The organism is Paenibacillus psychroresistens, assembly GCF_009728935.1.
In the GTDB taxonomy this organism is placed as follows: Bacteria; Bacillota; Bacilli; order Paenibacillales; family NBRC-103111; genus Paenibacillus_AC; species Paenibacillus_AC psychroresistens.
The window spans coordinates 7,510,581-7,532,326 of record NZ_CP034235.1 but is presented as its reverse complement, the minus strand read 5'-3'; the positions used below and the strand labels follow the sequence as shown (position 1 = coordinate 7,532,326).

The 21,746-nt window shown below is 41.9% G+C and carries 19 protein-coding genes; 15 read left to right on the top strand and 4 right to left on the bottom strand.

Features of this window, described 5'->3' with window-relative positions; genetic code table 11:
- The first annotated feature begins 34 nt into the window (after positions 1 to 34).
- From EHS13_RS33810 to EHS13_RS37670, 7 genes are all read left to right on the top strand, one after another.
- On the top strand, positions 35 to 781 hold the full coding sequence (locus EHS13_RS33810; protein ID WP_227013679.1) for a helix-turn-helix domain-containing protein: 747 nt from the start codon (positions 35 to 37) through the stop codon (positions 779 to 781).
- A 137-nt stretch (positions 782 to 918) separates the two neighbouring features.
- Positions 919 to 1,749, top strand: a complete 831-nt coding sequence (locus EHS13_RS33805; protein WP_155704623.1) for a phytanoyl-CoA dioxygenase family protein — start codon at positions 919 to 921, stop codon at positions 1,747 to 1,749.
- A gap of 550 nt (positions 1,750 to 2,299) precedes the next feature.
- Complete coding sequence (locus EHS13_RS33800) at positions 2,300 to 3,307, top strand: F0F1 ATP synthase subunit beta (RefSeq protein ID WP_155704622.1); 1,008 nt, start codon at positions 2,300 to 2,302, stop codon at positions 3,305 to 3,307.
- Positions 3,307 to 3,744, top strand: a complete 438-nt coding sequence (locus EHS13_RS33795; RefSeq protein WP_155704621.1) for a DnaJ family domain-containing protein — start codon at positions 3,307 to 3,309, stop codon at positions 3,742 to 3,744. The genes EHS13_RS33800 and EHS13_RS33795 overlap by 1 nt, the downstream gene beginning before the upstream one ends.
- A gap of 1 nt (position 3,745) precedes the next feature.
- The gene (locus EHS13_RS33790) at positions 3,746 to 4,552 is read left to right on the top strand and encodes an acetamidase/formamidase family protein (RefSeq protein WP_155704620.1); all 807 of its coding nucleotides are present in this window, start codon (positions 3,746 to 3,748) and stop codon (positions 4,550 to 4,552) included.
- The gene (locus tag EHS13_RS33785) at positions 4,542 to 6,341 is read left to right on the top strand and encodes an ATP-binding response regulator (protein ID WP_227014083.1); all 1,800 of its coding nucleotides are present in this window, start codon (positions 4,542 to 4,544) and stop codon (positions 6,339 to 6,341) included. Before EHS13_RS33790 ends, EHS13_RS33785 begins: the two co-directional genes overlap by 11 nt.
- Positions 6,301 to 6,462 carry a LuxR C-terminal-related transcriptional regulator gene (locus EHS13_RS37670; RefSeq protein ID WP_162463386.1) on the top strand — a complete coding sequence of 54 codons (162 nt, stop codon included), beginning with the start codon at positions 6,301 to 6,303 and terminating at the stop codon, positions 6,460 to 6,462. Before EHS13_RS33785 ends, EHS13_RS37670 begins: the two co-directional genes overlap by 41 nt.
- 25 nt (positions 6,463 to 6,487) lie before the next feature.
- On the opposite strand, the gene EHS13_RS33775 is transcribed toward EHS13_RS37670, so the two are convergent.
- From EHS13_RS33775 to EHS13_RS33760, 4 genes are all read right to left on the bottom strand, one after another.
- The gene (locus EHS13_RS33775; RefSeq protein WP_162463385.1) at positions 6,488 to 7,339 is read right to left on the bottom strand and encodes a TolB family protein; all 852 of its coding nucleotides are present in this window, start codon (positions 7,337 to 7,339) and stop codon (positions 6,488 to 6,490) included.
- 155 nt (positions 7,340 to 7,494) lie between these two features.
- The gene (locus tag EHS13_RS33770; RefSeq protein WP_155704617.1) at positions 7,495 to 9,516 is read right to left on the bottom strand and encodes an ABC transporter ATP-binding protein; all 2,022 of its coding nucleotides are present in this window, start codon (positions 9,514 to 9,516) and stop codon (positions 7,495 to 7,497) included.
- A 15-nt stretch (positions 9,517 to 9,531) separates the two neighbouring features.
- A complete protein-coding gene (locus tag EHS13_RS33765) occupies positions 9,532 to 11,277 on the bottom strand; it encodes an ABC transporter ATP-binding protein (RefSeq protein WP_155704616.1) in 1,746 nt (581 codons plus the stop codon).
- A 373-nt stretch (positions 11,278 to 11,650) separates the two neighbouring features.
- A complete protein-coding gene (locus EHS13_RS33760) occupies positions 11,651 to 12,307 on the bottom strand; it encodes an SGNH/GDSL hydrolase family protein (protein ID WP_155704615.1) in 657 nt (218 codons plus the stop codon).
- Between the two features lie 250 nt (positions 12,308 to 12,557).
- Here EHS13_RS33760 and EHS13_RS33755 point away from each other — a divergent pair, with 250 nt between their 5' ends.
- The 8 genes from EHS13_RS33755 (at position 12,558) to EHS13_RS33720 (ending at position 21,744) form a co-directional block, all read left to right on the top strand.
- Positions 12,558 to 13,850, top strand: coding sequence for an ABC transporter substrate-binding protein (locus EHS13_RS33755; RefSeq protein WP_155704614.1), 1,293 nt, complete (start codon positions 12,558 to 12,560; stop codon positions 13,848 to 13,850).
- Positions 13,847 to 14,104, top strand: coding sequence for a hypothetical protein (locus tag EHS13_RS33750; RefSeq protein WP_155704613.1), 258 nt, complete (start codon positions 13,847 to 13,849; stop codon positions 14,102 to 14,104). The genes EHS13_RS33755 and EHS13_RS33750 overlap by 4 nt, the downstream gene beginning before the upstream one ends.
- Positions 14,105 to 14,187: 83 nt before the next feature.
- Positions 14,188 to 14,880, top strand: a complete 693-nt coding sequence (locus EHS13_RS33745) for a response regulator transcription factor (RefSeq protein WP_155704612.1) — start codon at positions 14,188 to 14,190, stop codon at positions 14,878 to 14,880.
- Complete coding sequence (locus tag EHS13_RS33740; protein ID WP_155704611.1) at positions 14,870 to 15,976, top strand: sensor histidine kinase; 1,107 nt, start codon at positions 14,870 to 14,872, stop codon at positions 15,974 to 15,976. Before EHS13_RS33745 ends, EHS13_RS33740 begins: the two co-directional genes overlap by 11 nt.
- A gap of 93 nt (positions 15,977 to 16,069) precedes the next feature.
- Positions 16,070 to 16,993 (top strand): D-alanyl-D-alanine carboxypeptidase family protein, encoded by a 924-nt coding sequence (locus EHS13_RS33735; RefSeq protein WP_155704610.1) that lies wholly within the window; start codon positions 16,070 to 16,072, stop codon positions 16,991 to 16,993.
- 173 nt (positions 16,994 to 17,166) lie between these two features.
- The gene (locus EHS13_RS33730; RefSeq protein ID WP_155705619.1) at positions 17,167 to 17,823 is read left to right on the top strand and encodes an ABC transporter ATP-binding protein; all 657 of its coding nucleotides are present in this window, start codon (positions 17,167 to 17,169) and stop codon (positions 17,821 to 17,823) included.
- On the top strand, positions 17,789 to 18,877 hold the full coding sequence (locus tag EHS13_RS33725; RefSeq protein WP_155704609.1) for an efflux RND transporter periplasmic adaptor subunit: 1,089 nt from the start codon (positions 17,789 to 17,791) through the stop codon (positions 18,875 to 18,877). Before EHS13_RS33730 ends, EHS13_RS33725 begins: the two co-directional genes overlap by 35 nt.
- Before the next feature lie 5 nt (positions 18,878 to 18,882).
- A complete protein-coding gene (locus tag EHS13_RS33720; protein ID WP_155704608.1) occupies positions 18,883 to 21,744 on the top strand; it encodes an ABC transporter permease in 2,862 nt (953 codons plus the stop codon).
- Positions 21,745 to 21,746: the final 2 nt, after the last annotated feature.

Here is a 21,746-nt window from a genome sequence, read left to right as displayed (position 1 = left end):
GGGGATCAACATAATTAAAATGCATTCCTGTTATGTGAAGGATTTTACTGGTAAGTGGGAGATGGGCAAGCTCAAAACTCAATATCATATTATGATAGTGATCACAAAAGGCGAGATTACGTACTGGATCAACGATGAAAGTATTCCTTTGCAAAAAGGAGATGTGCTTTTTATTCCTTCAGGCTCGATACGTGGAGGTACTTCTACTACTCCAGACCATCAACGGTATGCGACGCATTTTACGATTGCGGACGCTGATTTGGCTTTGCTGCCAATCTTCTCGGAAAATCATTACTGTAAAACGACGATAAGCGGGTTTGAATATTTTAAACAGCGGTTTTTGCTTTTGAAGCATCATTGGCTCATGAGGGGACCCTATTCAGAAACAACTTGTTACGCGATCCTCTTGGAGTTGCTGGGGATTATTAATTATGAGCGGGATCATTGGAAGCTGCCGGCCAAAAAAATGGATATGGCAGAGGATATTAAGAAATACATTGTGGATCATTACAAGGAAGCCGTCACATTGAATGATTTGTCCACCTATATTGGGAGAACGCCAAACCATATCTCGCATCTTTTTAAGTCCGTAACAGGACTATCACCGATTGATTTTCTTCACCATGTACGGATTTCAAAGGCCAAGGAGCTAATGTTTGATAAAATGATGCCAATCAGTGAAATTGCGGATGAGACTGGATTCTGTGATCAGGCTTATTTCAATCGGGTATTTAAGAAGCTTACAGGTGGATCTCCAACGGCATTTTTAAAAAGGAGATAGGATTGACTTTATCTTATATATTCATAAAATATAAATCGTTGAATCGTACAAAAGATATATGATTTGTTACTCGAAAACTCCCGTGAAAGCCTTTATGATAAGTAGAAGGTAGAACAGTTTATCGAGGAGGAATTTTGGTGAATCCATCTTGTCTGCAGTTTTCATTAACGGAAGAAGAGCGTAAGATATTTAACGAAACGGGTTATCTGATCGTCGAGAATGCCTTATCGCCAGAGCAAATCGCGAATCTCACGGCAGTATCGGATCGTATTTATGAGCAAAGGGTTAGTGAAGGACATGATTCGAAGACAGCCTTGTTTTATGCTAATTTTATTGCTGATCATGACTCATTTCTGAATTTAGTGGATTACGAGAAGATTATGCCAAAGGTTTGGGACATTCTAGGCTGGAATATCTATTTGTACCACGCTCATATGATCATGACGCCACCCTCAGGCAAGGAAAAGAACGACAAAACATTCGGCTGGCACCAAGACAGCGGGCGAGTGAATGTCGATATGGAATCGCACCCGCGTCCGCGGTTATCACTTAAAGTAGCATATTTTCTTTCCGATATTTCTGAGCCGGATCGCGGCAATTTTTGGGTCGTACCAGGGAGTCATTTAAATGATAATCTGGATATTCCTTTGAATGAGCAAGGTCAGCCCGAAGGAGCCATTCCAGTTCGTGTTAAACCAGGCACAGCGGTCTTTTTCGATAGACGTCTTTGGCATGCAGGATCACCGAATTGGTCGGATATCACGCGTAAGGTGTTGTTCTACGGATACGGATATCGCTGGATTCGCACCAAGGATGATATGACCGTGCAGCACCTATGGGATCAAAGCGATCCGATTCGTCGGCAATTGCTTGGCGCGACAGTGAACTGCAACGGCTACTATAGTCCAACGGACGAAGATGTGCCATTGCGTGCTTGGCTTAAAGAGCATCAACCGGTCAAGGCTTGATTGCTAATCTTGTTCTTAAACCCATCCATACGGATGGATTCTGGCTGTTGAAAAGGTCATCCTGCATATGAAAAGTATCAATTAAATTGATTTATTTCGGATTCCTCTTGATAACCTTAAAAAATAAGCTATAAGCATAAAAATTGTGCGTATAGAGTCTACACACTCGTTCACGTAAAGCATAAGCACAATAATTGTACTAATATCCAGAAATTACTTAAATTTATTGTGTAATCCTCAAGAATAAGCATAAAAAATGTGCGTATCCTCCATTTTATGTGTTAATTATCTATTTTTAGCACAATTATTATGCTTATAAAATGTAGATGATTTAAATTATCTTGTTACGTTTCATTCTTAGAGAATCGAATATATTACTTTCTCAACAACCTGAACCCATCCATACGGATGGGTTATTTATTTGCGCTTTTATCGGATGATTAAGGGGCTAGTGTTAATATTAAAATATTTATTTGTTTATTTCCATAGAGACTATTGCATTTAAAAGTAATTTAAATTACTATTAAAGGTAATTACAAGGAGGGATACTATGGATGATGGCTTGCAATTGAATGTTGCGCTTTTGAAGAAAAGAGTTCCTAATCTTACGGTGGCTGCACGAGCTGCTGGACTTAGATCCGCAACGGTTTCCAATCTCTGCACAGGTAAAATCCCCATCGGCGGGGCAGAGGTACGCACATTAGCAACGTTAGCCTCGATTGCAGGTTGTACGATGGATGAGTTGATTATTCGCAAAAGCGGCGCAGGCATGATTGAAACAGGAATCCGCGTTATTGATTTATTCGCGCCTGTTGTTAGAGGGGGAGTCGTGGGTTTTGTGGCTCGACCAATGGTTGGCCAAATTGTTATGCTGGCAGAGCTCTTCCGCAGAACAAGACAACGTGGGTTCGCGACTGTGTTCTGGCTTTCAGGTAAAGAGGTTCAAGGAATTGAAGATGCTACAACCGAAGTAGAAGTCACATGCAGCACGATGGATGAGGTTTACCAATATATTGCCAATGAGCGTGGAGTACGTGATGTCATTCTAGGAGCAGATCGTTCATTGGTGCTTTCTGGAGAAATGTTGGCTTTACAGGAAAAGCTCAAGGAAGCAGGAACACGGCCGATTACAATTGCATTAATCGATACACGTGGAGAATCTGTGGACGAAGATTCACCTTATGGCCCCTTGGATACCCTTTGGCAATTTGATGTCGAGCTAGCTTCACGAAGTCTGTATCCTGCGGTAAGTCCGATTCTCTCTACTTCGACCATTCTTGAAGGTGCTCAGCTGGAAGCGACACATTTAGCCATTCAACAACGGGCACGGAAGCTGTTGCGGCGCTATCGGGAATTACGAGCTTTGGTTAATGCCTTTGGGATCGAAAAGCTGCCTGAATCGGATATTGCAAATTACAAGCAAGGAGAGCAATTGGAAGCCTACTTCGCCCAGCCTTTTTATGTAGCAGAGCCTTTTAGACCCGAGTTAGGCGAGTGGACTTCATTACAGGATAATTTGAAGCGTGTTGTGGAAATTATGGATGGAGGCGAGAAGTAATGTCTTTTTTCGGAAAAAGTAAGCAAAATGCAATCAAATCAGAGGTGCTTGAAGATGCTCCACAAACCATTGCTAATGAGCGAATGCTGGCCAGGTGGTTAGATCAAATTTACACAGACTATGAAAAGGATGGCGGATTCGAGAAGCTGCCAGGCAAGGGGAAGCCCATTAATCTGGATTCTGGAGATCCTTTAAACGGGATGTTAAAAAATGCGAATATCCTTCCAGTTTGGTTGGATTTACAGCATGAAATTAGGGATGCCATCCAGTCACTTATTAATAGGTTAAACAACCAAGCTGAGTATAATCCTGATGATGATATGGATCAAATCAATAAAAAAATTAAAAAATACAATTCGCTGGTACCCCTTCCTATTTTGCAAAAGGGCCATTTGAGTAAAGAATCTGTAGCTGAGCAATTGGAGAGGTGGATATAGGATGGCTATCTATACATTAACCCCAAGTTCAAGCACGGTACACGGATCTTTCTCAAAAGAGCATGAAACTATTTTATCGATTAATTCAGGAGATACTATAAAATTCTCAACATTAGATGCTGGTTGGGGGCAAGCTTCGATTGAAACGGGCAAGAGGGTTAAGTTAGTTGAGCGAAGGGAGAATATCGATGGGGGCCACGCGCTTTGTGGACCGATCTACATTAATGGAGCTAAGAAAGGCATGACCTTAGAGGTAAAAATTAATCAGATTATCCCAGGAACTATCGGGTTCACATCTGCAGGGCAGTACCCAAATTGGCAGAATCAAAAGCTAGGCTTAACAGAGGAAAAAGAGATCACCCTCGATTGGCAAGTAGATGCAGCAGCAAATATAGCAACCACGAAGATCAAAGATCGGGCTTTTTCCGTTAAGCTGAGTCCTTTTATGGGCATATTCGGGATGCCGCCTGATGAGTCTGGCAATCATTCTACATTTCCCCCTAGACCATGTGGTGGCAACCTTGATTGCAAAGAGCTGACAAAAGGAAGCACCTTATATTTGCCGATTCCGGTAGATGGCGGTTGGTTCTCGCTTGGAGATGGACATGCTGCACAAGGGGATGGAGAAATAAGCGGCCAAGCCATTGAATGTCCCATGGAGCTAGTGGATCTGACCTTCACCATTAATGAGCATAAAGTAATTAAAATGCCACAAGCGCAAACTCCTGCTGGTTGGATAACGTTTGGTTTTCATGAGGACTTGAACGAAGCTACGGTTTTTCTTCTTCCTTTTATTTCTGAATGGTAAGCAAAAAATATATTTTTACTTAGGTTTATTTGTGCTTTCTATGTCTTTTTATACTTTCATCTTGACTAGCTACTGGTTTTTATCGATAAATGAGGCTAATTTAACTTGGAAAATACAAAGCTATACAGAATTTGTAATCCCGATCTTTTTATATTTATTTTATGAACAAATGACAGATTTTAAAATAAAGAAGATAGCAAGGCGATTATGGCAAATTCATTTGATCTTTGCTTTTTCGGCGATTTTTCTGATTGAGGCCAAAAGGAGTGGCTTAACTTCGATGTTCGTCCCTTTTGACTTGTTGACTCTTGGTACTTTCAGTTTAATGTTTGTAATGACGGCTGCAAAGGTACTTAGGGGAGATTATGAGGCAAGAGTTTTTATGCTGGGTCTTTTAGCTTTTATAATCAGCGGCTTTTATGATTTGCTAAGGGCACTCCATATAATTGATGCAAGCAGCCAACTGGTGACTTGGGGCTTTTTTGGTTTTGTTATTGCCTTAACCTTCATCATGGGAAGAAGATTCCAGCGTGTATACAATCGAATTGAAGATCAAAATCTCGAGCTAGAAAAAATGAATAAACTAAAGGATGAGTTTCTCGCGAATACCTCTCATGAGCTTCGAACCCCATTGCATGGAATCATTGGTATTAGCGAATCGATTCTGAATGGGATTGGTGGGCCAATTAATGACAGGATGCGTAAGAATATGCTGATCATTATTTCTAGTGCGCAAAGGCTGAACAATCTGGTCATTAATATTCTGGACCATGCTAAGCTTAATCACAAAGAGATTGCTTTAGATAAGGAAATCTTAAGCGTCCATGAATTAACCGAAAGTGTGCTTGAAGCTACTCAAATCCTAGTGGGGGAAAAGGCTGTGTTACTTGTAAATAATGTGAACAGAACTCATGTTATTCATGCTGATGCAAATCGTGTACAACAGATCTTATATAATTTAATTGGCAACGCTATAAAATACACGCACACTGGGTCGATAGAGATCTCTTCACATAAAAAAGCAGGTTTTATAGAGATAAGCATTGCAGATACTGGAGTCGGCATTCTTAAGGAGCATCAGGCGGGAATCTTTCAGTCTTTTGAACAGCTGGATGGTTCAAGCTCACGCGAGTATGGCGGGACTGGACTAGGTCTATCCATTACCAAGCATTTAGTAGAGATGCATGGTGGGCAGATTGAGGTTTTTTCAGAGCTGGGAATGGGGGCGACGTTCAGCTTTACTTTGCCGCAATCGATTGAACTTTATCAAGAAAGCGCTACTGTACACAATCCCGATTTGGCAGGAATAAATGAGGTTGAATCAGTCAATGGAGATGAAAATGAGCTTCACATACTCGTTGTAGATGATGAACCAGTCAATGTGCAGGTTATTGTTAATCATCTATCCGGGAAGAATTGGGGTATTGTTACAGCAGACAGTGGCGCAGCAGCATTAGAAATCATAGCACGGCAGAAAATTGATTTAATCATCCTCGATATTATGATGCCGAAAATGTCTGGTATTGAGGTGTGTCAACAGGTTCGCATGAAATTCACATCAGAGGAAGTAGCCATTATTATCCTAACAGCAAAGAATACCCCTGAAAGTATAGCACAAGGCTACCAAGCAGGGGCAAACGACTATGCAACCAAACCAATTATTAAGGAAGAGTTATTACGCAGAGTGGACAACGTGCTTAAAGATCGGAAAAATGAAAGTGTTTTAACAGATAAACAGAAGGAAATCATTGTATTATTCTCTACTGGCCACAAAAGAAAAAGAAGTTAGAGATAAGCTTTTTATTGAAGAAAATACATTAAAGAATCATATAACAGAAATCAATAAAAAATTAGGCAGTAAAACCATCCAAGATGCCGTGCAAAAAGCAGTATTAAAAAGAATAATCTAGAGGGGAAGAATGCGTTCCTTTAAACTCATGTACCTTCTATCCCTGTTTCACTCATTTCAATCTGATAAATCCCATCATCTTTCGAGAAAAATAAATATTGGCCGTCCGGACTGACAAAAGCAAATCGGCCTCCAATAAGCTTGCTGCTGAGTTGTTTAGGTTTGGACCAAACGCCGTTTCTATTGTAACGAATAAACATGGGGGCCTCCGAAGATGGTTCAAGGCCTGTTTGAATAAGGTAGCTTTCATCGTGAGCAATATAGGGAATAAAGATTTGTTCCGGTGTTATTTCAGCAAGTTTGAGCACTTCTCTTGGCTGATATTTCCCGTCTATGAACCTAGAGAGATTGATCCCTTCAGAGGTAAGGAAGTATAAGTTTCCATTGCTGGCTACTGTGGGATAGGCGATGTTATCATTATAAGAATTTACTGCATCACTTAAATAAGTAGGTTTACCCCAGCCTGTAGCTGTTCGATCTACCACCCATAATCCATAATTCCATTGGCGCTCTGGAAATCCAGATTCTCGATTGGAAACAAAGAATAGCTTAGTGCCATCAGGGGTGAAATACATATCACCTTCGGATGCTTCGCTAATGGCAAATTCGGGGAGCTCGGGTTTTGTCCATGCATCGTCTATATAATAGGAAACAAAAATTTGATAATGGCCAGAGAGTCTATCGGGTTTATGGAAGAATAATGTCTTGCCGTCTGGTGAGAAGCGTGGTGCAGCAACTAAATCTTCTGATATGAGCCCTTTAGCAAAAATCTTTGCTTCCTTAATAGGCTCTGATGAATCATAAGTGGAATGCTCTGAATCAGAACAGCCTGCTAATAAGGTGCAGCTTAAGAATAGTAATAATAAAAGTTTGTACAAAATAATTCCTCCCATGTCGATATACTTTAATACTACTCGTGAGGTTCAACTTTAGTAATGACTAACTTCGCTTTAGGAGGGCTCCTATTGCCGGTATAGGAGCATATAAAAAGAGAGCCTTGTCAGGATCTGACAAGGCTCTCTGGGGGAAAGCTTTAGTGGACAGAGACGGGACGCCCCTGCTGGAGCTGGTACATCTGATAGTATTTACCGGACTGCTGCATCAAAGAATCATGATTGCCTCGCTCGATGATCTTGCCTCGATCCAATACGAGAATCTGATCCGCATTCTTAATCGTAGATAACCGATGTGCAATGATGAAGGTAGTACGGCCTTTCTTCAATACATCTAGGCCGGATTGAATAATGGCTTCCGTTTCGCTATCGATGCTGGCAGTTGCCTCATCGAGGATGAGGATAGCCGGATTAAACGCCAACGCTCTGGCAAAAGAAATCAGCTGCCGCTGCCCAGCGGATAGAGTAGCGCCTTTTTCAATAACAGGCTCGTCGATTCCCAGTGGCAGATTGCTGAACATTGCTTCAGCTCCAACATCGCGGATCGCTTTCTCCACGACCTCTCGAGTTATCGAGGGATCGTCCAAGCTTACATTCGAGGCGATGGTTCCAACAAACAGGAACGGATCCTGCAGCACGATACCCATCTGCTGACGTAGCAGCTGTTTTGGAATTTCACGGATATCCTGACCGTCAATCGTAATCCGTCCACGTTCGGTGTCATAGAAGCGGAAGAGCAGGTTGAGAATCGAGCTTTTGCCTGAACCGGTATGCCCGACTAACGCAACAGTTTGACCTTGCTGGGCGTCGAGTGAGATATCTTTCAATACATCTTCGTCTTCAATGTAGGCAAAATTCACATTCTCAAACTTAACATGCCCCTTGTAGCGCTCCATTTGACCAGCAACGACATCTGTTCCCTTCTCATCCAACAATTCAAAAACACGGCTTGCGGATACTAGAGCTTTTTCAAGGTTGGCTAGCTGATTAAGCATGCCGACGATCGGATGAAACATCCGATTCATGTATTCAATATAAGCATAAATGACACCGATGGAGAGTGCTGTACTCACGCCAAAGGAGCCTTTGCTGAACATCAGGATCAGCACGATAAAAGCAACATTACGAATGACATTAACTAAATTATGAGTCGAAATCGAGTTTAAGTTAAGCAGCTTATTGGTATATTGCATATGCTCTTGATTTAATTTATCGAATTCCTCGAACATGGGCTTCTGCTGGCGAAACACACGAATGATCGGCATGCCTTGAATCGTTTCATTAATAATCCCGTTGATTAAACCCAGTCTTTCACGAATTTCATGATTGTATTTGGAGGCATATTTGCGGTAAAGCTGGATCCAAATGAACAATATTGGAATAATGGGAATAGTGAATAACGCAAGGCGGTAATCGAGCAGGAATAGAGCTGCAATAATACCTACAATATAGATGACTCCGGTAAAAAAGTTCGCTAAAACCTGAACATACAGATCACGCACAGCTTCTGTATCATTGGTTATTTTCGACACAATCTTACCTGCTGGCTGATGATCAAAGTACTGAATCGGCAAGCGCTGAATCTGTGCAAAAACATCAATCCGCATTTTCTGAATAATGCGATTGGCCGCGGCTTGCAGCATGTAACGCTGTCCATAAGTAAGGAAAGATGCAGCAACAATTAAGATGAAATAAAACACAGCCAATTGCAGCAAGCTGTTGAACTCCGGCTTATAGAATTGATAGAGCTCTTGTACGCTAAGGGTCTGCACAGGATAACTTACAGACTCTGAATCCCTGGTAATGGTAAGTGAAGAGCCTTCAAGCTTGGGCTTTCCTTCAAAGGTTAAAGGCTGATTTACGAAAACCATGTGTATACCTACTTGGAGAATGCGGACCTCACGGCCATGGACTTCATTTGCACCGAGATTATCGGCTCTTTTATAGAGAGCACCTTTGTAAGGAATGGACTTGGCATCCTTAGTTGTGACCTCATACCATGCTGATTCGATGCCAAGGATATGACGATCAATCATTCTTTTAGCGATAAATGGACCTGCTAGCTCAGCAGTAACAGCAAAGGCCAGTAGTATCAAGGCAATGATAATCGTTTTCTTATAATAAGTGGCATATTGGAATAATTTTTTCCCCGTTTGTTTCATTAGTAATTCACCTGCTTACGCTTCGATTTGGGCTTCAATTTGTTGTCGGTCGTACTGTTCCCTATACCAGCCATTCTGCTGCACCAGATGATCGTGGGTTCCTTCTTCAATAATGGCGCCTTCGTCCATCACAATAATCCAGTCTGCATGCTGCACAGCGGAAAGTCTATGGGTCGTGATCAAGGTTGTACGTCCTGCTCGTTGATTGCGTATGCCCTGTACGATTTTGGTTTCTGTTTTGGCATCTACTGCGGATAGCGCATCATCGAGTATCAGGATTTCTGGATTAGCTATTAAAGCGCGAGCAATGGAAACTCGTTGTTTCTGGCCGCCAGATAAGGCAACACCTTTTTCACCAACAAGGGTATGAATCCCATCGGGCAGATACTTCATTTCCTTACTGAAGGAGGCTAGCTCCAGAGCATTTTGCAGCTCATCCTCTGTAGCATTCTGACCACCCAATAGAATGTTCTCTCGAATGGTTTTGGAGAATAGGACTGGCTGTTGAGGTACATAACCGAGCCAACCATGAATATTATCCGTATTCAACTGCTGGAGCGGTATATCAGAAATGCTGATTGTACCTTGCCCAAGTGGATATTCTCGCAGCAGCTGTCTGAGCAGGGTGGTCTTACCGCTACCGGTTTTACCGACAATTCCTAAGGTCTGCCCTTGCTTCAGTGTTAAAGAAATCTGAATCAAATTATCAACTGTTGAGGATGGATAACGAAAGCTAACTTGATCAAAAATAATCGTTTCTGGTCGCTTCAGCTCTTCGTGACCTTCATGATCGACAACATCTGGCTTATAGCCGAGCGTTTCATTTACGCGATCTAATGAAGCATTACCGCGCTGCATGACGTTGATTAACTCGCCAATAGCCATCATCGGCCAAATTAACATCCCGAGAAACACATTAAATGTAACTAGCTCTCCAGGTGTGAGTTGACTATGGAATACAAGATAACCGCCATAACATAACCCGATTAAATAGCTTGCACTCACGAGAATTTTTACAATGGGTTCGAAAAGCGAATCTATCTGAGTGACTGCGATATTCTTGCGATAAACATCTGTGGTCATATCTTGGAAACGCTGCTCGGTTGCTGTCTCTTGGACGAAGGCGCGAATCACGCGAACGCCAGCAATGGTTTCCAGCACACGATCATTCATATCGCCAAATGCATCCTGTGCGCGCATAAAACGTCCGTGAATTTGGTTGCCCAATTTCCCCATAATGTAAGCCATAAGCGGCAGCGGGATTAAAGCAGCGAGAGTAAGCTTCCAGCTAATCAGAAACCCCATCATCCCGAGAATCGTGCACATGTAAACGGTCGAGTCGACTAAGGTTAGAATTCCAAAGCCAGCGGTAGTGGATACAGCCGTTAAATCGTTGGTTGCGCGTGCCATTAAATCACCAGTGCGATTGCGTTCATAGAACGTAGGAGTCATCTTCAGAAGATGGCGCATTAGCTTGGAACGAAGCAATCTCTCCAGCACAATAGAGCCGCCAAACAGCTTATAAATCCATACATAGGTTAATATGTAGCTAGCCACAATTAGGCCGCCATATAAGAACAGTAAATGAGTTAAACGTTCCATACTCATTGTGCCAGTATGTATCCCATCAATGGCATTCCCGATCAATCTAGGTGGAATGACTTCAATAAATCCACAAATATTCAGCAAAATAATTGCTATCGTATACCGTTTCCATTCCAATCGAAAAAACCAGCTTAATTTCTTAAAAACTATAAACATGTTGGTTAACACCCCTTAAGACTGCTTAGAATTTAAAAAAGACACATCGCCTAAGCGACCTGCCTTTTTATTCGTGAGAACAAAAAAACGCTTGTGACGTTTGCACGTAACCCGCGTTTTCCATCATTTATATAATGGTGACGAACTGCTTATTGCTTCTAAGCTAGAAATGTCGTCGGAAAGGTTAGGCTATATTTAGTTAATGTATGAGATTGATGTGTTTTTAAATGATCCATAAATCGTACATTAACCATCTGCTTCACCCTCCTTTTCCAATTTATTTGATACGAATTCATAGATGTGATCTTAACACTCGTTCCGTCGAAACGTCAACGGATTTTTTAATTAATAACTAATCATTCCTGTCTCACAATCACTCGCCCTGCCATGAAAAGTCAATCGCATTCAGAAATGCACGGGTGATCACCATGTGTCCTACTTGACTTGGATGAACTCGATCCCAACCGAGTGTAGCGGGATATATTTCCTTTAACACGGGTGCAAAAGCTGCCTGAATATCAACAAACAATGTTCCGTGGGCTTCGGCAATTGCTTTTACAGCTTGCCCATATTGATCCATGGTCGCACGCATCGCATCGTTTGGATTGGGCTCCAGATAGAACGGGGTCATCAAGATAATCCCTTTGACCTGCTTTTTCGACTGTTCAACCAATTTATTCAACTTATCCGTATATTCTTCGATATAGACATGTGACTCGGTAATATAAGGAGTATCATATTGTCTCCAAACATCATTGATTCCGATCATAATCGAAAGCCAATCAGGCTTAAGATCCGTAACATCCGTCTGCCAGCGGGCTTCTAGATCGCGAACCGTATTCCCGCCGCTGCCTACATTAACCACGCGAATTTTACGCTGCGGATAAGTCGAGCTGATCAAAGCTTCTACCTGAGCTACATAGCCTTTGCCAATTGCTTCAAAAAGTCCCTCGCCTACAGGTCTTGCACGTCCACAATCTGTAATGGAATCCCCGATCATTACTAGCTTTTCATTCTGCTGCAGTTTCATTAATAAGTACGCTCCTTATAAATTATGATTTAAGAGTAGATTTATGATGTTATTATACACGTTACTTCAGCTAAGCTAAATAGAGATTTTCAGCTTATAAACGGACATGCCTATTTCGGTATTAATACCTCATCTTTATACTTTGCTTCAGAAATCCAACAAATCAACACCTTTTTCTAACAAAATACAGCTATTTTTCAAGTATTTTTTAAAGTATGATTTTTATATGTAAAATTAAGGATGTGGTAGTATGGAGGGGCGTAAATTAATAAGCACAATAATTGTCATGACCATGATAATTGCGATAGTGCTTACTACTTCTGCTTGCAATAAAACAAAAAAAGCTCTTGAGCCTGTAAGTATCCAGCTAAGCTTTGCGGGCAACCTGACCGCTGTTAATTTAGATTATGAGAAAGTATATTTGGATGCCGCAGAGAATTTCCACAAACTATATCCCAATATCACTATTACCATCAATTACTCGCATGAGCCAACTCTGATAAGAACAGATATTACAAAATTGCTTGCAACTGAAGATTCACCCGATATTATTCAATTGGATTTGAATTACCTTGAGATAGCTGATAAAAAGGACCTATTGTTGGATTTGAAGCATTTGACCAGTTCCAAAGAAATGGATATCAATGAACGGATTTTAGATGCCTCATTAATCAATGGCAAAATGCTTATCCTGCCTATATTTGCCGTACCTAAAGTAATGGTATATAGGAAAGAATTTTTTGAAGATGTAAATATCTCATATCCGCAGGGTGCTTGGACTTGGGAGCAATTCAGAGATATTTCGAAAAAATTAAAACCAATGGGTTCTGTCTTGCCATATGATATTGCTACCTTAAACTTGTTAATGGGGAGCACCGGAAAAGGGGTGCTTTCACCTGATGGTACAACCTCTGTAGCCTACTTGGATAGTCCGGAGGCAATCCGTACGCTTAGCTGGCTTAACAAGTATTATCAAGATGATAAACTTAAGCAAACACCTATGGATTTCAATGATGCTTTGAACCAATTTGGAAATTCACCAACAGGAATGAGTATGGATATTTGGCCGTACCTATTAAAACTGACATCTGAAGATACAATTGGCATCGCTTCATTACCTTATTTTGAAGGCGGTAAGCGGGCCAACCCCGTTTGGTTATCCGGGTTTGGGATTTCTAAGAACAGCAAGCATGCTGAAGAGGCGTGGCAATTTATCAAATACCTTACTTTAACCAAACAAGAAACCGCAAATAAATTGACTGACTTTTATTTGACAACTAGCAAAGCCATGGCAGATGCTTCTGGGCAAAGCTCAGATCCGGCCAAAAGTGTCTATATTGAAGAAGCAAACTATGTGGTAAAACCAGCCATGGATAATAATCTATACTTCTATAATGCGTGGAATGAAGAGAGGGTCGCACAATTTGAGGGGCTGTTTGGAGAAGTAGAACAAGACCTTCCAATTAAGCTGCATGAGCTTGCACTGAAGCTTGATGAAGAGCTTAACCGCTTAAAAAATGCTGATAAGGAGGCGACAAAGTGAGAATAAAAGAAACTCTTAATCAGGCTTTATCAAAAGCATTTCATCAAAAATCAGACCCGGTGAAGAAAATATTCGATAATGAGTTTAACTACTTGGTCAAAACATCACTCAATAACAATCCATTTGCTGGTAATGTGTGGAAAGAAGAAATCAGAGCTCAATTTATAAGTATACTTGAAACAGACGATAAGGACCTGCCCGGTAAGCTGCACGAGCTTGCGCTGAAGCTTGATCAAGAAATGAAGCGTACTTAATCTTATCGTAACCTTTTCTTTATACTTTCCCTCGTATTGAATGATAATATAACTAACAACAGTTATGTAAAGGGTGAGTATAGATGGATACGAATATTCTAATTGTGGATGATGATAGTAAGATTGCCCAGTTAATCGAGATTTATCTAAAGAATGAAGGCTATAGATCAGTTAAAGCGATTAATGGCTTTGAAGCCTTAGATATTATGGACAGTCAATTAATCCATTTGGTTATTCTCGATGTTATGATGCCTGGAATGGATGGGCTGCAGGTTTGCCTGAAGATTCGCGAGAAACAAATCACGCCTATTCTAATGCTAAGTGCTAAGGATGGAGATATGGATAAAATAACCGGGTTAATTTCGGGTGCTGATGATTATATGGTCAAGCCGTTTAACCCAATGGAAATGGTGGCACGGGTAAAATCTTTGCTGCGGAGAGCTTATTTTAGCTTGCAGATGTCCCCTCCCTCAGAGCATCTTATCAGGCTGCACTCCTTGCAAATTGATAAACAAAGCCATTCGGTAACAGTCGGAGGGAAAGTTGTTAGATTAACGCCGATTGAATTTGGAATTCTGTTTCTTTTGGCAAGTCATTTGGGGCGGGTTTTTAACTCGGAGGAGATATTTGAACTGATTTGGAAAGAAAAATATTATGAAAGCAACAATTCCGTTACGGTGCATATGAGTCGGCTGCGCGAGAAGCTAGAAAAAGAAATGGATGGCGAGAAGTTAATTCATACGGTTTGGGGAGTAGGTTATAAAATTGAAAGCTAACCCGTTTAAGCCGCTGGTTTGGAGTATTGTATCAACGTTCGTACTGATGGTGCTATTCTGGATTATAGCAAGGGCGGTGTTTAATTCTGGGCTGATCTATAACTTTAGCTTGGGCGACCTTTTTGTATGGCTGAACCACTATATCGGATATCCGATGGTATATTTGCTTTTTAGCTTACCCTTGTTTTTGCTGGTATTTGCTTATTTTGATTTTCGTGAGAAGAGAGGCCAGCATAATGAGTACCTTAAGGAAATTAATCAAGATATCCAGAGACTTGCGGATGGTTATTTTGAGCATAAGGTGCAAATTAGACCTAGTGCAGAGTTGAGTCAGCTTGCCGTTAATATTAATCGACTGGTAGAACGGCTGAAGTATACATTGGAAGAAGAGCGAAAAGCGGAGCAGTCGAAGAATGAGCTGATCACGAATGTTTCCCATGATTTGCGCACACCACTAACTTCAATTACCGGATATCTCGGGCTCATTGAGCAGGATCGCTATCGAGATGAAGTTGAGCTTAGATATTATGTCAGTATGGCATACGAGGAATCGCAACGGCTCAGCCAATTGATTCAAGATTTATTCGAATATACTCGCTTGCGCAACAACGAAATGAAGCTGCGAACCAGTAAAATCAACCTGATTGAAATGCTCTGGCAAATTACAGAACAATTTCGCCTACAGCTGAGTGAAGCTAATATGGAGCCGCGATTACTATTCGATAATAACCAGCTGATCGTATTGGCCGATGGCAACAAACTGCGAAGGGTGTTCGAGAATCTATTCACTAATTCCATTAAATATGGTCAGAAGGGGAAGTATCTCGATATAACCGGTCGTATGGATAACCAAGAGGTCGTTGTGGAAATAACGAATTATGGAGAAGCGATTCCTCCCGCAGATTTGCCCTATATTTTTGAACGGTTTTTCCGGGTGGAGAAATCGCGTAACCTCCATAGCGGCGGGTCGGGGATTGGACTTGCAATTGCTAAGCAAATTGTGGATCTGCATGGTGGAACAATTGAAGCGGCAAGTGATTCAGATTTAACCTGCTTTTCGATTAGGTTGAAGCAGTCGCTTAACGTGAACGAGTGAATCTTAATAAAAACGTTAGATTTTCTTAGCAGAATATTAATCCTTCTATTCTATGATGGTTAGATTAGACCAGATAGAAGGGAAATGTATGCTATGAGAATTAGAAGAGGGACTGTTTTATTTAGTCTTATTATGATGTCGGTTGTCTTGGTAACTATAGTTAACCATTGGAGTAGCTTAAAGCCTCATGCAGCTTTGGCATTGAACTCAATAAATAAGCCTTCAATTGACAGCCGCATAGATGCTAGTGCCGTAATTGTGATGAATGAGCAAACAGGTAAAATACTATATAGCAAGAATGATCAGGAAAAGCTGTATCCCGCCAGTACGACTAAGATTATGACGGCTTGGATTGCAATTGAGCAAGGAGAGCTGCAGGATCGAGTCACTGTAGGAGATGAAGTGCAGCTGCGGACTAAGGATGAGAGCACGGCCGGTCTTGTCGAAGGCCAAGTACTTTCATTGCAGGACTTGCTTGCTGCACTGATGCTCCCTTCGGGGAATGATGCAGCGCGAACAATCGCGAGGTACATCGCGGAGAAGTCTAGCGGAGAAGCCATGTCAGCTGAAGTTAGCATCGAGTATTTCGCCAAGCTGATGAATCAAAAAGCTAAGAAAGTTGGTGCGAAGATGACACACTTTGTTAATCCTCATGGACTTCACAGCTCCAAGCATTATACAACTGCTAAAGATATGGCGCTTATTGCCATGCAGGCGATGAAGAACGATACATTTCGACAAATTGTGAATAAGCAGGAGATTACAACGAAGTCCTCATCAGCTTCTGTTACTTATACAAACCGCAATCTCTTGTTGCAGCAGGATGGTCCATTTTCCTTTAATGGTGCTAATGGGATTAAGTCAGGATTTACCGATGAAGCGGGCTATTGCCTGGTTTCTTCTGCAAGCCGTAATGGGAAAAATGTGCTGGCAGTAGTTCTTCATTCCACTCAAGATGGGGTATGGACTGATTCTCAGAAGCTGCTGCAGCAGGGTATTGATGCTATAAATGACTAATGGAATTCGAAACACAACGATTCCAAATATTAGTAATCCATATTCCGACAATAAGATTCTTCCATACTGCAACTATTTGAAAAATTTTACGTTTATATTAACATGAGAGTGTTAATATAGAGAAAGGTTGGGAGAAGGTGGGGACACTATTGGAGGGTACAAAGCAGCTTTTAATGGTGAAGGAAGTAGAAAGAACCTTTCAAGTAGGCAGCACTAAACTGCATGTTCTTAAGGGAATTAGCATGAGTTTAGAGCCGAAACAGCTTGTTATGCTGCGCGGACGTTCAGGCTCAGGTAAAACAACATTACTTAATTTAATAGGCGGCTTAGATCAGCCCGATAAAGGTGAGGTTTTCTTTCATAATTATCCTTTTCACTTATGGAATGACAATCAACGTACGGAGGTACGGCGCAAGGAAATTGGTTTTATTTTTCAATCGTATGCCTTAATGCCTTTGTTATCGGCTTATGAGAATGTTGAGCTTGGTTTGCGGATGGCGAATTCACCTAAAGCTTTATGGAAAGAACGCGTGCTTCATTGTTTAGATATGGTTGGTTTGACTAAACGGATGCATCATCGCCCGTATGAAATGTCCGGCGGTGAGCAGCAACGTGTAGCCATAGCGAAAGCGATTGTACATCGCCCCAGCTTATTATTGGCTGATGAACCTACAGCAGAGCTTGATTCTCAGATGGGTGCACAGATCATGTCTGTGTTTCGTTCCATTATTGATACGGAAGAAGTAACGATTTGTATGACAACACACGATCCTACAATTTTGGAGGTAGCAGACCATGTACTTGAAATGGTGGACGGTAGAATTAAATAAAGCGAAAACAACAAAAGTCATTCTTATCTGTTTATTATCCTTAAGCCTAGTAGTATCTGCGGGCTGTTCTTTGCTGCCCAAGGAAAATGATGAAGAAGCTATTCCGGTTATTGCCCCACCGAAGATTTCCAAAAAACCAGAGTATGCGGTTAAAACAGATACAATGGAAACTCTAGTGCGTGGATCCGGCAAAATTATGGCTACTAAAGAAGAAGAATTATTCTTTACTTTAGATGGCAAACGAATTAAAGAGGTCTTTGTAAAACCGGGCGATACGGTAGAGGAAGGTCAACTGCTCGCTGAGCTGGATGTTTCCGATATCGAGTCTACTCTTAAAGGCTTGGTTCTGGATAATCGCTTAGAAGAGCTTAGTATGAAAACAACCTTGCGCGATGGCAGCTTGACCCCAGAGCAGATGGAATTGAAGAAGCTCGAATTCGAGAAGAAACGCCAAACTATTGCCGACAATCAAGAAATTATTGCCAAAGCCAGACTGGTTGCACCTTTCTCAGGGACGTTAGCAGCCGTTTATGTACAAAAAGGCGATGCTGTGAAAGCCTATGATGCCGTTGCTATTGTAGCAGATCTAGGCAAGCTTACTGTAGCGCTAAGCTTGACACCAGACGATCTTAAAAAGGTAGCTGTTGGCATGGAGGTTCGAGTTGATTTAAATGGCGAGGGCCAGCTTACAGGCAAAATCGCTCAGCTGCCAGATCCGAAGGCTGAAGGCTCGGATGACCCTAATAATGGCAATGGAGGCCAAGGTCCTGTGAAGGAATCCTTATCCAACTATCTGTTAGTCAATCTGGAGAAAATGCCGGAAAATACGATACGTGGTAACTACCTCAGCGCAGCGATCATTATTAATCGCAAAACGAATGTTATTGTCATTCCACCTTCTACCTTACGTACTGTAGGAGCTCGCAATTATGTGCAAGTGATTGATTCAAAAGGCACCAAAAAAGAAGTTGATGTGGAAATTGGGCAGATGACGTCTACTAGCGTTGAAATTATTAAAGGATTGACGGTAGGCCAGAAAGTCGTAGGTCGATAAAATATATGGCTATGCTGCGTTTTCTCATGCGAAAAATGTGGAACACACGGTTACTGACACTTAGTACTTTCCTGGGACTGCTGCTGGCTGTTTCTTTTACAAGTAGTATTCCTATGTATTCGGATGGTGCGTTAAAGCGTGTTGTCATTAAGACACTCGCTGAAAAAAGCGATAATATGCCGGCTGGTTCTCTATTGCTGAGGTATCAGCCAGTCGGTAGCGATAAGCCAACTTTAGCTGCTTTAAACGATGTGGATCAATACATACGTGAACAGGTGCCTAAAGATATTCGATACCCTGATGATGTTTATGTCAACAATATGGCGATTCGCGGAGCTCAGGTCTCCCTGGTGGATGCACCGAAAAACGATTCTGGCAAAAGACGGCAAATGACGCTCTCCACGATGAATGATTTATGGGCTCATACAGAGGTGTCTTACGGCACTAAGTATAGCGAAGTTGTCAGAAATGGTGTTGTCGAAGCGGTTGTCATGGAAGAAGCGATGTTCCGTAATGATCTGCATATTGGAGATATATTGAATTATCCATTGGCTTCTGGATCGAAGAAGCTATCCATGAAAGTGAAGATTGTGGGAGCGTTCAAGCCACTAATTGAAGCGGAGCCTTATTGGTACCAAGGCATGGAATCCTTGTTCAACAGCATTATTATTAGCGATAAGGTGTTTAAGTCAGAGCTGCTAGAGAAGAATAAGGTGCCGCTCAATCTTTCTACTTGGTATTATGCCTTTGACTTAAAGGAAATTAAAACCAGTCGGATCTCCTCTTTGGAGAATACACTCGAGCGTCTGGATATTAATCTGGATCAAAAATTAAAAAACACCAAAGTCGATACTTCATTTCTTGATATGCTTGGTGAGTTTAAACGTCAAAGCACCCAACTGCAAATTCTGTTATTTACGCTTGCAGCGCCGATGATCGCTATGGTCTTTTACTACATTGTGATGAATGCGAGGCAATCATTGGATCGACAGCGGACAGACATTGCCGTGATTCGCTCACGTGGAGGCAGCACGAGGCAGATTATCTGGGTTTATATGCTAGAGGGTTTAATTCTTGGTGGTATTGCCTTAATTATTGGCCCGTTGATAGGCTGGTTTCTTGCTAAAAGCATTGGATCCTCCAGTGGATTCTTGACCTTTGTGGATCGGAAGTCGATCCCGGTCGGATTCTCACAAGAAGCCTTCATCTATAGTGTGATTGCTGTTTTTATCGCTATTGCGGCACAAGTCATTCCAGCGGTGGTGTATGCTAAATCATCGATCGTGAATTACAAGCAGCAGCAAGCCCGTGCAGATCGAAAACCATGGTGGATGCGTTGGTACTTGGATGTCGCTTTGATTCTGTTGTCAGGCTATGGCTGGTATATGTTTCAACAAAACCAATTTATCGCCCAACAAACAGGATTGGCATCCGATGAGTTACAGGTTCAATGGGTATTATTTTTTGTACCGGCTTTATCCATCTTTGCATTAGGTTTATTCTTTCTAAGGATTTTCCCATGGATGCTTAAGCTGTTAGGCTGGATAGGTCGATCTTTGCTGCCTGTATCGATTTACTTGACCTTAACCCAGCTGTCTCGCTCTGCTAAAGCTTATTATCCCTTGATGCTTTTGTTAATTATGACTTTGGGTTTAGGGGTTTATAATGCATCTGCGGCAAGAACGATCGATTTAAACTCAACAGAACGTATGCTTTACCAATATGGGACGGATGTAGTGATGCAGCCGGTATGGGAAGGGGTAACGGATGATTTGCCAAGTGCCCCTACTCCAACTCCAAAGCCAGGCAGCGGTAGTGGCGGAGGAGGCTCAGGCGGAGGAACGGGTGGTCAGCAGCCACCTGCGAAGATTCGTTATATTGAACCGCCGTTTGGAGCATTCGAAGAGCTGAATGGCGTTGAAGCCGCAGCAAGAGTTTTGCAGACGAAAGGCAATGTCATCGTTTCCGGAAAATCGCTTGGCCAGGGTAGTGTTATGGGAATCGATAACGACAAGTTTGCTAAAGTCGCTTGGTTCCGCAACGACCTTTATCCAGCACATCCCTTTAAATATTTGAATTTAATGGGTTCTTATGAACAATCGGTTATAATTTCCACTTCCTTTGCGGAACGGTATCAATTAAAAGCAGGTGACTTGATCACCATCGTTCTATCACAGGTACCTGTTGAATTCGTTATTGTCGGTACCTTGCCTTATTGGCCGACGCAGTATCCAGATAAACAGCCCTTTTTCATTACAAATTTAGATTACATTTATGATCAGGTTCCTCTTATCCCTTATGACATTTGGTTGAAAATGAAGGATGGCGCTCCGGTTCAGCCATTAGTAGCGGATTTAGCGAGTAAAGATATAGAGCTGGTTGGTGTGAAGGACGTGCGGAGTGAGCTGGTTAAGCTTAATAAACATCCAACGCATGGCGGCGTGTTCGGAATTCTAAGCCTTGGATTCTTGGTTTCGATTCTCATCTCGCTCATCGGTTACGTATTATATTGGTTCTTTAATCTTTCCAGCCGGATTGTACAGTTTGGTGTCTTGCGTGCTATGGGATTAAAACGTAAGCAATTAACGGTGATGTTGTTGGTGGAGCAGGCCCTAACGGGCGGTTTATCCATAGCCATTGGGATTGGTGTTGGCAAGCTGGCAAGCTATTTATTCCTGCCGTTTCTGCAAACGTCCGATAATGTGCAAACCCAAGTACCTCCGTTTCACGTCGTATTTCAGGCAAGTGATACGTATCAGCTTTATTTTATAGTGATGGTGATGATGTTATTGGGAGCTGGATTCTTGTTCTTCCATATCCGCAGATTGCGTGTGCATCAAGCTATCAAGCTTGGAGAGGAGCGTTAAAC